Genomic DNA, 14,613 nt, shown 5'->3' with positions numbered 1-14,613 from the left:
GGGCGCGTGGGTCCGCGCCGCCAGGCGCGGCAACGTTCTTGATCTGTTCCGCCGCTTGGGCTAACCTCCCCTTATGCCCCGCCCCGACGCCCGTCATGGCCGCGGCGCGCCCGAGAACCGGACGCCGACCCGCTTCGGCCTCGCCATCCGCGAAGCGGACGGCGACTGGCTCGACGCGCGCACCGATCTGGACGGCGAGGCGGCGCCGCTCCGCACCACGGTGACGGTGGAGAAGCCGAAGACGATCATCGCCCGCAACAGTTCGCCCGACATCGGCTTCGACCGCTCGATCAACCCGTATCGGGGCTGCGAGCATGGCTGCATCTATTGCTTCGCCCGCCCCACCCACGCCTTTCACGATCTGTCGCCCGGCCTCGACTTCGAATCGCGGCTGTTCGCCAAGCCGGACGCGGCCGATCTGCTGCGCAAGGAACTGGCGCGGCCGGGCTATGACGTGCGGCCGATGGCGCTCGGCACCAACACCGATCCCTATCAGCCGATCGAGGGACGCTGGCGCATCACCCGCTCCATCCTCGAAGTTCTGGCCGAGACCCGCCACCCCGTCACCATCACCACCAAATCCGACCGGGTAACCCGCGACATCGACATCCTGGCTCCGATGGCGGCCGAGGGGCTCGCCAACGTCGCGCTGTCGGTCACCTCGCTTACCTCGGCGATCTCGCGCACGCTGGAGCCGCGCGCGCCCTCCGCCCGCAAGCGGCTCGCCGCCGTCAAGGCGCTGGCCGAGGCCGGCATTCCGACCATCGTCGCGATCGCGCCGGTCGTGCCCGGCATCACCGACCACGAGCTCGACCATATCGTGGAGGCGGCGGCGGAAGCGGGCGCGTGCGGCGCCTTCTTCCTTCCTGTCCGCCTGCCGCACGAAGTGGCGCCGCTGTTCCGCGCCTGGCTGGACGAGCATTTCCCCGACCGCGCCGACAAGGTTATGAACACCATCCGCGCGATGCGCGGCGGCAAGGACAACGATCCCAACTGGTTCACCCGCATGCGCGGCTTAGGCCCCTGGGCCGAACTGCTGCGCGTCCGCTTCGAGGTGGCCGCCCGCAAACACGGCCTCGACCGCAAACGCCGCCCCCTCCGCACCGACCTGTTCCAGCCCCCACAGGGCCCGCAACTGCGCCTGCTCTAAAGACGCGCGCGCTAAAGGCGCGGCCCCCGTCATTCCAGCGAAAGCTGGAATCTCCCTTCCCCGCTCCGGAAGAAGAAGTGAGATCCCGGCTTTCGCCGGGATGACGAACCCTTGGCCAAGGTCGGCGGCGCAAAGCCTCTCTCCCCTTGCGGGAGAGAGGTTGGAGAGAGAGGTGCGCCCGGCGCGGCTCGATGCCGCGGCGGGCGCCCGGAGCCTCCGCCGTCATTCCAGCGACAGCTGGAATCTCCGTTCTAAGGCGCGGAAGGAAAAAACGAGATCCTGGCTCGTCGGGATGACGTGAGCGCCTAAGCCGCCGTCTTCAGCCGGTAATCCTTATATTCCTCCCGGAGCGCCGTCTTGAGGAGCTTGCCGGTGGCGGTGTGCGGCAGGCTGTCGACGAACAAGATCTCGTCCGGCAGCCACCATTTGGCGACATGGTTCGTAAGATGATCCAGGATCTGGTCCGGCGTCACGTCCGACCCCTCCTTGCGCACCACCAGCAGCAGCGGCCGCTCGTCCCACTTGGGATGATAGACGCCCACCGCCGCCGCCTCGGCGACGCCGGGGCAGCCCATCGCGGCATTTTCGAGTTCGATCGAGCTGATCCATTCTCCGCCCGATTTGATCACGTCCTTGGCGCGGTCGGTGATCTGCATCGTGCCGTCGGGGTGGATGACGGCGACGTCGCCGGTGTCGAACCAGTTCTCGGCGTCGACCGCCGGCCGCTCCTCCTTGAAATATTGCTGGATCACCCAGGGGCCGCGCACCTGCAGCCGGCCCGAACTCTGCCCGTCGCGCGGCTGGATCGCGCCCTCGTCGGTCACGATCCGCATCTCGACTCCGAACGGCACCCGGCCCTGTTTGGCGATGAGGTCGATCTTCTCCTCGAAGCTCAGATCGTCCCAGTCGTGCGGGCGGCCGCCGGTGGTTCCGATCGGCGACATCTCGGTCATGCCCCAGGCATGGCCGACCTCGACTCCGCGGCTCTGGAAGAATTCGATCATCGCCCGCGGCGCCGCCGAGCCGCCGATGGTGACGAGCTTGAGCTGGCCGAGGTCGCTGCCGGTCTGATCGACATATTGCATGAGGCCGAGCCAAACGGTCGGCACCGCCGCCGTATGGGTAACGCCTTCCTCGTGCAGCACGTCGCACACGGTCTTCGGCGTGTAATCGGCGGTGAACACGATCTTGCAGCCGGCGATCGGCGCCGCGAAGGGCAGCCCCCAGGCGGCGGCGTGGAACATCGGCACGATCGGCAGCGCCACCGCGCGGCGCGACAGATCGAACACGTCGGGCTGCACTTCGGCCATGGCGTGGATCACGGTCGAGCGGTGTTCGTAGAGCACGCCCTTGGGATTGCCCGTCGTCCCCGAGGTGTAGCAGAGCATGCACGGCTCGCGCTCATCGCCTTCCACCCAGCGATAGTCGCCGCTTTCGCCGGCGATCAGGCTTTCGAACGAGTCTCCTTCGGGCGGGTCGAAGCAGACATAATGTTCCACCGTCTTCAGATGCGGCTTCAGCGCATCGACCAGCGGCGTCATCGCATGGTCGTAGAAGAGGACTTTGTCCTCGGCATGGTTGAAGATGTAGATGAGCTGTTCCGGGAACAGCCGCGGATTGACGGTGTGGAGCACCCCGCCCATGCCGATCGTGCCGTACCAGGAGACGAGGTGACGGCTGTGGTTCATCGCCAAAGTCGCCACCCGGTCGCCCTTGCGCACGCCCAGCCGTTCCAGCGCCTGCGCGAGCTTGCGGCTGTCGCGCGCGACGCCGGCATAATCGGTGCGGGTGGTCGATCCGTCGGCCCAGCGCGAGACGATCTCGCGGTGCCCATGCTCGCGCTCGGCATGGTCGATGAGCCGCATGACTCTGAGCGGCCAGTCCTGCATTCCTCCAAGCATGAATCCCTCCGGTACTTTCTCTTATGTAAGCACCTTAAGGGCGCTCAGGATACGAGCGCAAGCCGGGGCGGTTCGGCGACGGAGAGGCGCACCGAGCGGATGCCGTCCAGCCGTTCCACCCGCGCCGCCATGTCCGCGTCCAGCCGGAAGTCGCGGCCGAGCACCAGCTCCGCCTCCCCGCCGTCGATCGCGACGGTGAGGCGCAGCTGGCCGTTGCCGCCGCGCTCGCCCGCCACCGCGCCGGCGAGGCGGCGGATCGCGTCCCCGTCCTCCACCTCCACCTCGAGCTGCAGCCGGGCGCGGCGGGACAGGTTCTCGAACGACTGGACCGACTTGATGGTGACGCGCGGCGCCTCCTCGCCCGGCCGCCGGTCGAGCTCGACGTTGAACAGCGCGCAGCCGCCTTCCCGCGCCGCCTCCTCGACCTGGCCGGCGGCCATGTCGTCGAACACGGTCGCGGCATATTGGCCGGAGCTGTCCGACACCGTCGCCATCAGATAGCGCCGGCCGCGCGCCGAGGTGCGCCAGCGCGCCTCCTCGACCAGCCCAGCCATCACCGCCGGCGATCGGCCGCCGTCTGCCGGCGCGGGCAGCGAGGACAGCTCGGCGAAATTCTTCGCGCCGTGCGCGATGGCGAGGTGGCGGTAGCGGTCGACCGGATGAGCGGAGAAATAGAAGCCGAAGCTTTCCTTCTCCTGCGCCATGCGCTCCGCCAGCGACCAGGCGGCGCCCGCCGGCATGCGGATCGGAACGACATTGGCCGCGCCCTCGCCGAACAGGCCGCCCTGCCCGCTCGTCCGCTGGTCGGCGGCGCTGGAGGCTACGGCGAGGATGGTCTCGGCCGCCGCGAACACCGCCGCCCGGTCGGGGGCGATGTCGTCGAACGCCCCGGCGCCCGCCAGGCTTTCGAGCTGGCGGCGGTTGAGGAGCTTGGGATCGACCCGGGCGGCGAAATCGTCGAGGTCGCGGAACCGCCCGTTGGCCGCGCGCTCCGCGACGAGCTGCTCCATCGCCTTCTCGCCGACCCCCTTCAGCGCGCCCAGCGCATAGCGTACGACGAATTCCTCCCCCAGCTCCTCCACCGCGAACTCCGCCTCGCTGGCGTTGACCGACGGCGGCAGGCATTCGAGGCCCATCCGCCGCATGTCCTCGACGAAGATGGCGAGCTTGTCGGTCTGGTGCATGTCGAAGCACATCGACGCGGCGTAGAATTCCACCGGATGATGCGCCTTCACCCAGGCGGTCTGATAGGCGACCAGAGCATAAGCCGCCGCGTGGCTCTTGTTGAAGCCGTAGCCGGCGAACTTGTCGATCAAGTCGAACAGCTCGTTCGCCTTGGCCCGATCGATCGCGTTGGCGGCGCAGCCGGTGACGAAGCGCTCGCGCTGCGCGTCCATCTCCGCCTGGATCTTCTTGCCCATGGCGCGGCGCAGCAGGTCGGCCTCGCCGAGGCTGTAGCCGGCGAGCACCTGCGCCGCCTGCATCACCTGCTCCTGATAGACGAAGATGCCGTAGGTCTCCTTCAGCACCTCCTCCAGCATCGGGTGCGGATAGGCGATCTCCTCGCGCCCGTTCTTGCGGGCGCCGAAGGTCGGGATATTGTCCATCGGGCCGGGCCGGTAGAGCGACACGAGCGCGATGATGTCCTCGAAATTGGTCGGCTTCACCGCCGCCAGCGTGCGCCGCATGCCTTCGGATTCGAGCTGGAACACGCCCACCGTGTCGCCGCGCTTCAACAGCTCGTAGACCTTGGGATCGTCCCAGGCGAGCCGGTCGAGATCGACGGCGATGCCGCGCTTCGCTAGCATCTGCACCGCCTTCTGCAGCACCGACAGCGTCTTGAGACCCAGGAAGTCGAACTTCACCAGCCCCGCGCCTTCGACGAACTTCATGTCGAACTGCGTCACCGGCATGTCGGAGCGCGGGTCGCGGTAGAGCGGGACGAGCTGGTCGAGCGGCCGGTCGCCGATCACCACGCCAGCCGCGTGGGTGGAGCTGTGGCGCGGCAGGCCTTCGAGCTTCATCGCGAGGTCGAACAGCCGCCGCACGTCGGCGTCGTTCTTATATTCGGCGGCGAGCTCCGGCACGCCGTTCAGCGCCCGCTCCAGCGTCCAGGGGTCGGCGGGCAAGTTGGGCACCAGCTTGGCGAGCCGGTCGACCTGGCCGTAGGGCATCTGCAGCACGCGGCCGGTGTCCTTCAGCACGGCCCGCGCCTTCAGCTTTCCGAAGGTGATGATCTGCGCAACCTTGTCCGCGCCGTAGCGCTGCTGGACGTAGCGGATTACCTCGCCGCGCCGCGTTTCGCAGAAGTCGATGTCGAAGTCCGGCATCGACACGCGTTCCGGGTTGAGGAAGCGCTCGAACAGCAGGTTGAGCCGCAACGGGTCGAGATCGGTGATGGTGAGCGCCCAGGCGACTACCGAGCCCGCGCCCGATCCGCGGCCCGGCCCGACCGGGATGTCGTTCTCCTTCGCCCATTTGATGAAATCGGCGACGATCAGGAAATAGCCCGGGAAACCCATCCGGATGATGACGTCGAGCTCGAAGTCCAGCCGCTCGAAATAGGGCTTCCACCCCTCCGGCATCTCCTCGCCATCGCTCGGCACGGTCCCATCGGAGAGGCCCTTGTCCCCAACACCGTTCGGCCTGAGCTTGTCGAAGGCCGCCCCTTCTTCATCATCCCCGGAGTGGGGTGCGGAGGCTCGCAGGCGCTGGATCAAACCCGCCCGCGCGTCGCGCCGCAACTGCTCCGCCTCCGCATCCGTGTCGCCGGCGATGCTGGGGAGGATGGGCTTGCGCTGGGGCGCGCCATAGGCGCAGCGCCGCGCCACCACGGACGTGTTGTCGATCGCCTCGGGCAGGTCGGCGAACAGCCGCCGCATGTCCTCGGCCGGCTTGATCCAGGCCTCAGGCGAGGATTTGCGCCGGTCGTCGCGGTCCACCTGGCTCGACTGGGCGATGCACAGCATCGCGTCGTGCGCGGTGTGGAAATGGGCGTCGGCGAAGCAGGCCGGATTGGTCGCGACCAGCGGCAGGTCGAGACCATAGGCCAGGTCGATGAGCTTCGCCTCCGCCCGCTGCTCGATCTCCTCGCCGCGCCGGCAGAGCTCGATATAGAGCCGGTTCGGAAACAGCGCCTTGAGCCGCCCGAGATAGGCGCCCGCCGCCTCCTCCTGCTCCTCCGCGATCAGCCGCGCCAGCGCCCCTTCCGCGCCCGCCGTCAGCGCGATCAGGCCGTCGCTGGCCCCATCGATCCAGTCGAGCGTGACGTGCGGGTCTTCCTCCAGCGGGCGGTCGAGATGGGCGGCGGAAACCAGCGCGCACAGATTTTGGTAGCCCGCCTCGTTCTGCGCGTAGAGCGCGATCCAGTCGACCTCGCTCCGCCCGCCCGGCCGCTTCACGCCCAGCATGGTGCCGATCACCGGCTGCACGCCTTCCTTTCGGCAGGCGTCGGTGAACGCCATCGCGGCATAGAGGCCGTTGCGGTCGGTCAGCGCCGCGGCCGGGAAGTCGAGCTTCTTCGCCTGCTTGGCGATCGCCTTCGGGTCGATCGCGCCGTCGAGCATCGTGTAGGAACTGAAGATGCGGAGCGGAACGTAAGGCGCGGCCATGCCGGCACTATGGCCGCCCCACCCCCGCAGGAAAAGCGCCCCCGCCCCCTTTTCCACAACTTATCGCGCCTGCCACCCCGTCATCCCGGCGAAAGCCGGGATCTCACCCCCCACCCCTCCGCAGCTCAGGCAACGAGATTCCGGCCTGCGCCGGAATGACGGAATGACCCGGAACCACGCCACCTCCGTCATCCCGGCGAAGGCCGGGTTCTCGCCCCCCCCGCCTTCGAACCCCCTCAAGCCCCACTCACCGCCCCGCCATGATGTCCCGGATTTCCCGCATCCGCCCCTCATAGGCCTGGGCGACGCAGGCCTCGCTCGCGCAGCGCTCGCGATAGGCCAGGAAGGCGTCGCGGGTGCTCCGGAGCTCGCGCCGGGTCGCGCCGTCGGCGTCGGCCAGCGCGCGGTAGAAGAGCGAGGACATCTCGCGGTCGCGCGCGGCGAGCGCGCCGCTGCCGCACACCATCCGCTCCGATCGCGTGCGGGCATGGTTGCAGTTGAAGCTCGGCCGCGCCGCCTGCCGCTCCGGCTGCGGCGCCTTCGCCTCCGCCTGCGGCGCCGGCGTGGGCCGCGGCGCGGGTTGCGGCCGCGCCTCGGCCGGCGGCGGCGGCGGCGCGGCGGCCGGGGTCGGCGCGGGCACGGGCGCCGCCGCGGTCCGGACCGGCAGCCCGCCGGCAGTGGCCAGCCGGTAGATCAGCGGCTCGGCGCCGTCCATGTGATAGACGAGGCCGCTGCCGTCGACGGCTGCCTGGGCCGAATATTCGATGTCGGCGCTCAGCCGCCTCTCCCCGTCGAACGCATTCTCCGCGCCCGGCGGAAGCTCGAGGATGAAGCGCCCCGTGCAGACGGTGACGTTCAGCGCCTCATCGCGCGACTTCACCACCGGCTTTTCCATCCGCACCACCGACGCCGTAGCGAGCGCGTCCAGGTCGCGCGGGTCCTGGTTGCGGATGCGGGCGGCCTGGTCGAAGGCGAGCTCCTTCAAGCGGTCGTAGGTCGCCTCCGACGCGCAGGCGCGGCGGAGCCGCGCGTCGCGCTCCGCGGCCAGCTCCTTCTCGCTCTTGGCGCCGGGCGGGTCCTTCTTGTTCATCCAGTCGCAGCCGGCGACCATCGTCCCCGCCGCCGCCAGCATCGCCGCCCGCTTTGCCCAACCAAGCCATATCTTCATCGACGCGCCTTTCGCTGCACAGGCGCGCCGGCGGCTCAGCCGCTAATCCAGCACGCCCTCGTGCAAACGCAGCACCCGGTCCATCTTTCCGGCCAGCCGTTCATTGTGGGTGGCGACCAGGGCCGCGCTGCCCTCCTCCCGCACCAGCCGGAGGAATTCGCCGAGCACGATGTCGGCCGTCGCCTCGTCGAGATTGCCGGTCGGCTCGTCCGCCAGCACCAGCGCCGGACGGTTGGCGAGGGCGCGGGCGACCGCCACGCGCTGCTGCTCGCCGCCCGACAGCTGGCTCGGCCGGTGGGTGAGGCGGTGGCCGAGGCCGAGCGAGGACAGCAGCGATTCCGCCCGCGCCCGCGCCTCGCCTGGTCCGGCGCCGGCGATCAGCTGCGGGATCACCACATTCTCGACCGCGGTAAAATCGGGCAGCAGATGGTGGAACTGGTAGACGAAACCGATCGCGTCGCGGCGGAGCGTCGTGCGCTCGTCGGTGCCGAGCCGCGCCGCCTCGACGCCGGAGATGCGGATCGATCCCTCGAACCCGCCCTCCAACAGGCCGACCGCCTGCAGCAAGGTCGATTTGCCCGAACCCGAGGGCCCGAGCAGCGCGACGATCTCGCCGTCGCCGACGCTGAGATTGACGCCGCGCAGCACGTCGATCCGCACCCCGCCCTGTTCGAAGCTCCGCCGGAGGTCGGAGACGCCCAGGATCTCGCCGGCGGCCGCCGGCCCCATGCGCCGCTCACTCATAGCGCAGCACCTGCACCGGATCGGTGCTCGCCGCCTTCCAGGCGGGGTAGAGCGTGGCGAGGAAGCTGAAGGTGAGCGCCATGATCACGATCGCCGCCACTTCCAGCGGATCGGTCTTGGCCGGAAGCTCGGTCAGGAAGCGGATCGACGGGTCCCACAGATTCTGGCCGGTGACGAGCTGGACGAAATTCACCACCGATTGGCGGAAGAACAGGAACACGGCGCCCAGCACCAGCCCGGCGATGATGCCGAGCGCGCCGATCGTCACTCCCACCGTCATGAACACCTTCATCAGCCCGGCCCGCGTCGCGCCCATCGTCCTCAGGATCGCGATGTCGCGGGTCTTGGCGCGCACCAGCATGATCAGCGACGACAATATGTTGAACACGGCGACGAGGATGATGATCGACAGGACGACGAACATCGCCACCCGCTCCACCTGCAGCGCCTCGAACAGCGCCGAATTCATCGTCCGCCAGTCCGCCACCACCGCCTGGCCGGCGGTCGCCTGGGCGAGCGGCGCGAGGATCTCGGCCACGCGGTCGGGATTGTTGGTCTGGACCTCCACCATGCCGACGGCGTCGCCCAGCATCAGCAAGGCCTGCGCCTCCTCGATCGGCATGACGACGAACGCCTTGTCGAAATCGTACAGGCCGACCTCGAAGATCGCCGCGACATTGTAGGAGACGATGCGCGGCACCGTTCCGAACGGCGTCGTGCGCCCCTGCGGGCTGATCAGGCTGATCTGGCCGCCGACGCTGGCGCCGAGCGCCTCGGCGAGCCGGGCGCCGATCGCTATATTCTCGCTGCCCGGCCGCAGCGCCTCCATCGATCCGGACAGCACATTGCCCTGGATGGTGGGGTTTTCCATCAGGTCCCGGCGTTCCATGCCGCGGACCAGCACGCCTTCCACCCGTCCCTCGAAGCTCGCCATCAGCGGCTGTTCGATCAGCGGCGACGCGCTCACCACGCCCGGCGTGCGGCGCGCCTGGTCGGCAATGTCGCGCCAATTCTCCAGCCGCCCGCCATAGCCCTGGATGACGGCATGGCCGTTGAGGCCCACCACCTTGTCGAACAGCTCGGCGCGGAAGCCGTTCATGACGCTCATCACGATGATCAGCGCCGCGACGCCGAGCATGACGGCGACCAGGCTGATCGAGGCGACGAGGAAGATGAACCCCTCCCCCTTGCCCGGCAGCAGATAGCGCCGCGCGATCATCCGTTCGTAACGGGAAAGGATCATGCCGCCCCCACCCGGACGGTTCGAGCAGCGAAGCGCCGCGGCAATCCCCGCGTCCACCCCCCGTCATCCCGGCGAAGGCCGGGATCTCCCTCCGCTTCGAGCCCGAGCGGACCCGACGAGATTCCGGCTTTCGCCGGAATGACGAGGAACGCCGCGATTCCGGCCTTCGCCGGAATGACGGGGTGGGCCGGGACGGCGATACCGGCCGTCATTCCGCCAGCCTCGCCAGCGCGCTTTCGACGCTCAGTTCCTCGCGCTCGCCGGTGGCGCGGCGCTTCAGTTCCACCACGCCCTTGTCCAGCCCCTTGGGGCCGACGATCAGCTGCCAGGGCAGGCCGATCAGGTCCATGGTCGCGAACTTGGCGCCGCCGCGCTCGTCGCGGTCGTCGTAGAGCGTCTCGACCCCGGCCGCCGCGAGCCGGCCGTAAAGATCGTCCGCCGCGCCGGTCACCCGGGCGTCGTCGGCGCGCATGTTGACGAGACCGACCTGGAACGGCGCCACGCTTTCGGGCCAGACGATGCCGCGATCGTCGTGGCTCGCCTCGATGATCGCGCCCATCAGCCGCGACACGCCGATGCCGTAGCTGCCCATCTGCGGATGGACCTGACCGCCGTCGCCGGTCTGGACGGCAAGGCCCATGGCGGCGCTGTATTTGGTGCCGAAGGCGAAGATGTGCCCCACCTCGATGCCGCGGCGCTTGCGCAGCCGCTCCTCGGGCACCGGGCATTCGGCCACCTTCGCATGCTCCTCCTCCTCCATCGCGTAGAGGGCGGTGAGGCGGGCGATGGTGGAGGCGTCGGCCGACAGCAATTCCTCGCGCGACACCTCCTCCAGCGCCGCGTCGTAGAAGACGGCGCTTTCGCCGGTGTCGGCCAGGATGTGGAATTCGTGGCTGAGATCGCCGCCGATCGGCCCGGTCGGCGCCTTCACCGGCACCGCCTGCAGCCCGAGCCGCGCGAAGGTGCGCAGATAAGCGACGAACATCGCCTCGTAGCTCGCCTTCAGCCCCGCCTCGTCGAGATCGAAGCTGTAGGCGTCCTTCATCAGGAATTCGCGCCCGCGCATCACCCCGAAGCGCGGCCGCACCTCGTCGCGGAACTTCCACTGGATGTGGTAGAGCGTGCGCGGCAGGTCGCGATAGGAACGGACGGCGTCGCGGAAGATGGCGGTGATCATCTCCTCGTTGGTCGGGCCGTAGAGCATCTCGCGGTCGTGGCGGTCGCGGAAGCGCAGCATTTCCGGGCCATAAGCGTCGTAGCGGCCCGACTGGCGCCACAGTTCGGCCGACTGGACGGTCGGCATCAGAAGCTCGATCGCGCCGGCCCGGTCCTGCTCCTCGCGCACGATCCGCTCGATGTTGCGCAGCACCCGGTGGCCGAGCGGCAGCCAGGCATAGATGCCGGCGGCGGTCTGGCGCACGAGGCCGGCGCGCAGCATCAGCTTGTGGCTGACGATCTGGGCGTCGGCGGGCGTTTCCTTGGCGACGGGCAGGAAATAGCGGGAAAGGCGCATAGGCTGAAAGTGCGTCCGATGGAGAGGGAATGGCCCGGATCATCTAGGGGCGAGGCGCAGCCAAGGCAATCGAAAGCGGCGGCACGAGGCTCCTCCCCGGAACGGGGAGGGGGACCGCGCCGCAAAGCGGCGTGGTGGAGGGGTCCCTGCCCCGGCGCCACCCCACCCCCCGCCAACTGTGTCCCCGCCGCCACAGGGCAGCGCCAAATTGGCAACGAGGCAAGATAAGGCCATGACAAAGCATGTCTTTAGTCTCTAGCGTCAGCGGCACGACACCAGGGTCGAAACGGCCACGGTTCGGGGAGGCTTCACGCCCCGCAACGCCGAGCGAGGCGGCGCTGCGCGCGGGCGGAAGCTTTTCTAAAAGGGGGTTGGCGACCGGCAACGGCCGCCACGGGGTGCCCGGGCAGCAATGCCCGGGCACTTGTCGTTTGGGGTGTGCCGGACAAGCCGAGGCGAGGGCGGAGAACGTCCGGGAACGGCGCCAAAGGTCCCAATGTTCGCGCTCGTGCGCGGGAGAGAGCCGGACCAGCGATCGCGGCGGAGCGACGCGGCGGCAGGCGGGCCGTGTCCGGCGTGGCCCGGGGCCGCGGCGGCGGGAGCTGGGCGGGGGCGCCGCAGGGCGCGGCAAAGTTGACGAAGGTCAGGCGATCGAAGCCCTTTTTCCCTTTCTTTTCAGGACCCGCGGCGGCGGGGCGGCGAAGGTCCGGTGAGCCGGCGGCGGCGACTCGAAGGGCAAGCGAAGCGGCCATCCGCGGAGGGGATCATGGGAAAGGGGGTGTAGGAGCGCCGCAATCAACGCGATCGATAAGGGAACCCGGGCCCACAGAATGGAACGGTAGCGAGCCTGCTCCATCGCAAGCTCGTTTATGCAAGCCGTAGTGTTTGGCGGCAGCTCCTATGAAGGTCTCGACGCGGGTTCCCCCGTCTGGACCACTCGTGTCTTGAGCTCCGCTCGCGATTAGCGGGTTTCATCGGAGTTCCAGCCCCATCGCCGGCTTTGCCGGCGGCCCCTCCACCACCCGTCGGGTGGTCCCCCTCCCCCAGCGAGCTGGGGGAGGATTCTTAGACGAGCCTGCTCTGCTTCACCGCCGCCTCGATGAAGCTGGCGAACAGCGGATGCGGGTCGAAGGGTTTGCTCTTCAGCTCCGGGTGGAACTGGACGCCCACGAACCAGGGATGGTCCGGGCGCTCCACGATCTCCGGCAGCGCCCCGTCGGGGCTCATGCCGCTGAAGACGAGGCCGCCGGCTTCGAGCGCATCCTTGTAGTGAATGTTGACTTCGTAGCGGTGGCGGTGGCGTTCGCTGATGCGTTCGGACTGGTAGATGCTGCGCACGACGCTGTTGCCGGCGAGCTTCGCCTCATAGGCGCCGAGCCGCATCGTGCCGCCGAGCTCGCCTTCGGCGTCGCGCTTTTGCCGCAGCCCCTCGGGGTCCATCCATTCGGTGATGAGGCCGACGACCGGCTCGGCCTGCTCGCCGAACTCGCTGGAGCCGGCGCCGGCGATCCCGGACGTGTTGCGCGCCGCCTCGATGCAGGCCATCTGCATGCCGAGGCAGATGCCGAAGAAGGGGACGCCGCGCTCGCGGGCGAACTGGACGGAGGCGATCTTGCCCTCGCTGCCGCGCTCGCCGAAGCCGCCGGGGACGAGGATGGCGTGCATCGGCTCCAGCCGGGCGGCGATGTCGGCGTCCTCCGCCTCGAACAGTTCGGCGTCGAGCCACTTGATGTGGACCTTCACCCGGTTCGCCATGCCGCCGTGGATCAGCGCCTCGGTGAGGCTCTTATAGGCGTCCTGCAGGCCGACATATTTGCCGACGACGCCGATCGTCACTTCGCCTTCCGGATTGAACAGCCGGTCGACCACATCGTCCCAGCGGCGCATGTCGGGCATGGGCGCCACGTCGTGCAGGCCGAAGGCGCGCAGCACTTCGGCGTCGAGCCCGGCGGCGCTGTACTGGGCGGGGACGGCGTAGATGGACGGCGCGTCGAGCGCCGGGATCACCGCTTCCTTGCGGACGTTGCAGAACAGCGCGATCTTCGCCCGTTCGTTCTCCGGCAGCGGATGCTCGGTGCGGCACACGATGATCTCGGGCTGGATGCCGAGGCTGGTCAGCTCGCGCACCGAATGCTGGGTGGGCTTGGTCTTCAGCTCGCCCGCGGCCGCGATATAGGGGACGAGCGTGGTGTGGACCGACAAAGTGTGGCCGCGCGGCTCCTCGTTGCGGAACTGGCGGATCGCCTCGATGAAAGGGAGCGATTCGATGTCGCCGACGGTGCCGCCGATCTCGCAGATCATGAAATCGAGCTCGGGCTCGATGTCGGCGCGGATGAAGTCCTTGATCGCCTCGGTGACGTGGGGGACGACCTGGACGGTGGCGCCGAGATAGTCGCCGCGCCGCTCCTTGGCGATGATGCCCTGGTAGATGCGGCCGGACGTGACGTTGTCGCTCTGGCGCGCGGGAACGCCGGTGAAGCGTTCGTAATGGCCGAGGTCGAGGTCGGTCTCCGCGCCGTCGTCGGTGACGTAGACCTCGCCATGCTGATAGGGCGACATCGTGCCCGGATCGACGTTGAGATAGGGGTCGAGTTTCCGGATGCGGACCTTGTAGCCGCGCGCCTGCAGGAGAGCGGCGAGCGATGCCGCCATGAGACCCTTGCCGAGGCTGGAAACCACGCCGCCGGTGATGAAAATGAACCGCGCCATGGGAGGATGGGCTTAAGCGGGTGGACGGCGGCAGGGCAAGCCGCCGAATCGCGCCGCCGTCGCTTTTTCTTACTGGCCGGGGACGGGCTGCGCCGGCTGCGGCGCGGCGCCGCCGGGCGCGGGCGCGCCGGGCGCGGGCTCTCCAGGCGCGGAAGGTGCGGCGCCGGGGACGGTGCTTCCCGGCTGCTGCGGCGGGGCGCCGGGGACGATGTCGAACGGCGTCTGCTGCCGCTCGGCCGGAGCGCCGGCGGGCGGCGCCTGCATCAGCGTGGGATCGATCGTGCGCGGCCGCCCGGCGCCGGCGGCGAGGCCGGCGAGCGCGATCGACAAAGCGACGAAGATCACCGCCAGGATGGAGGTGGAGCGGGTCAGGAAATCGGCCGCGCCGCGCGCCGTCATCAGGGTCGAGGAGGACGAGCCGACGCCGAGGCCGCCGCCTTCGGAACGCTGCATCAGGATGACCGTGATCATCGCGACGGCGACGAGCGTCTGGACGATGAGGAGGAACTCGAACATGGACGGCGGCTCTTTCGGGAATTGGATCGCGGCGATCTAGTGGATGCGGGGGCGGAGC

9 protein-coding genes are annotated in these 14,613 nt (G+C 69.0%); 1 reads left to right on the top strand and 8 read right to left on the bottom strand.

The genetic code is table 11. The features are described from left to right. Positions 1–73: 73 nt before the first annotated feature. Complete coding sequence (locus ACK4K7_RS14670) at positions 74–1,150, top strand: PA0069 family radical SAM protein (protein WP_431867126.1); 1,077 nt, start codon at positions 74–76, stop codon at positions 1,148–1,150. 305 nt (positions 1,151–1,455) lie between these two features. On the opposite strand, the gene ACK4K7_RS14665 is transcribed toward ACK4K7_RS14670, so the two are convergent. From ACK4K7_RS14665 to secG, 8 genes are all read right to left on the bottom strand, one after another. After that, positions 1,456–3,051 (bottom strand): long-chain fatty acid--CoA ligase, encoded by a 1,596-nt coding sequence (locus tag ACK4K7_RS14665; protein ID WP_431867124.1) that lies wholly within the window; start codon positions 3,049–3,051, stop codon positions 1,456–1,458. A 44-nt stretch (positions 3,052–3,095) separates the two neighbouring features. Next, positions 3,096–6,662, bottom strand: a complete 3,567-nt coding sequence (gene dnaE / locus ACK4K7_RS14660) for a DNA polymerase III subunit alpha (RefSeq protein WP_431867122.1) — start codon at positions 6,660–6,662, stop codon at positions 3,096–3,098. 247 nt (positions 6,663–6,909) lie between these two features. Further along, a complete protein-coding gene (locus ACK4K7_RS14655; RefSeq protein ID WP_431867121.1) occupies positions 6,910–7,830 on the bottom strand; it encodes a lysozyme inhibitor LprI family protein in 921 nt (306 codons plus the stop codon). A 42-nt stretch (positions 7,831–7,872) separates the two neighbouring features. Then, a complete protein-coding gene (locus ACK4K7_RS14650) occupies positions 7,873–8,574 on the bottom strand; it encodes an ABC transporter ATP-binding protein (RefSeq protein ID WP_431867119.1) in 702 nt (233 codons plus the stop codon). Further along, complete coding sequence (locus tag ACK4K7_RS14645; protein WP_431867117.1) at positions 8,567–9,817, bottom strand: lipoprotein-releasing ABC transporter permease subunit; 1,251 nt, start codon at positions 9,815–9,817, stop codon at positions 8,567–8,569. Before ACK4K7_RS14645 ends, ACK4K7_RS14650 begins: the two co-directional genes overlap by 8 nt. 208 nt (positions 9,818–10,025) lie before the next feature. Further along, positions 10,026–11,330, bottom strand: a complete 1,305-nt coding sequence (gene proS, locus ACK4K7_RS14640) for a proline--tRNA ligase (protein WP_431867115.1) — start codon at positions 11,328–11,330, stop codon at positions 10,026–10,028. Between the two features lie 1,065 nt (positions 11,331–12,395). After that, entirely contained in the window at positions 12,396–14,039 is a 1,644-nt protein-coding gene (locus ACK4K7_RS14635) for a CTP synthase (RefSeq protein ID WP_431867113.1), read from the bottom strand. Between the two features lie 69 nt (positions 14,040–14,108). After that, positions 14,109–14,555, bottom strand: a complete 447-nt coding sequence (gene secG, locus ACK4K7_RS14630) for a preprotein translocase subunit SecG (protein WP_431867112.1) — start codon at positions 14,553–14,555, stop codon at positions 14,109–14,111. Positions 14,556–14,613: the final 58 nt, after the last annotated feature.

It is taken from the genome of Allosphingosinicella sp. (assembly GCF_046295735.1).
Classification (GTDB): Bacteria; Pseudomonadota; Alphaproteobacteria; order Sphingomonadales; family Sphingomonadaceae; genus Allosphingosinicella.
The sequence above is the reverse complement of the archived record's forward strand: the minus strand, read 5'-3'. Positions and strand labels throughout refer to the sequence as shown.

Coding starts and splice junctions, on each gene's coding strand:
- ACK4K7_RS14670 (WP_431867126.1), top strand. CDS start 74: ATGCCCCGCCCCGACGCCCGTCATGGCCGCGGCGCGCCCGAGAACCGG.
- ACK4K7_RS14665 (WP_431867124.1), bottom strand. CDS start 3,051: ATGCTTGGAGGAATGCAGGACTGGCCGCTCAGAGTCATGCGGCTCATC.
- dnaE (WP_431867122.1), bottom strand. CDS start 6,662: ATGGCCGCGCCTTACGTTCCGCTCCGCATCTTCAGTTCCTACACGATG.
- ACK4K7_RS14655 (WP_431867121.1), bottom strand. CDS start 7,830: ATGAAGATATGGCTTGGTTGGGCAAAGCGGGCGGCGATGCTGGCGGCG.
- ACK4K7_RS14650 (WP_431867119.1), bottom strand. CDS start 8,574: ATGAGTGAGCGGCGCATGGGGCCGGCGGCCGCCGGCGAGATCCTGGGC.
- ACK4K7_RS14645 (WP_431867117.1), bottom strand. CDS start 9,817: ATGATCCTTTCCCGTTACGAACGGATGATCGCGCGGCGCTATCTGCTG.
- proS (WP_431867115.1), bottom strand. CDS start 11,330: ATGCGCCTTTCCCGCTATTTCCTGCCCGTCGCCAAGGAAACGCCCGCC.
- ACK4K7_RS14635 (WP_431867113.1), bottom strand. CDS start 14,039: ATGGCGCGGTTCATTTTCATCACCGGCGGCGTGGTTTCCAGCCTCGGC.
- secG (WP_431867112.1), bottom strand. CDS start 14,555: ATGTTCGAGTTCCTCCTCATCGTCCAGACGCTCGTCGCCGTCGCGATG.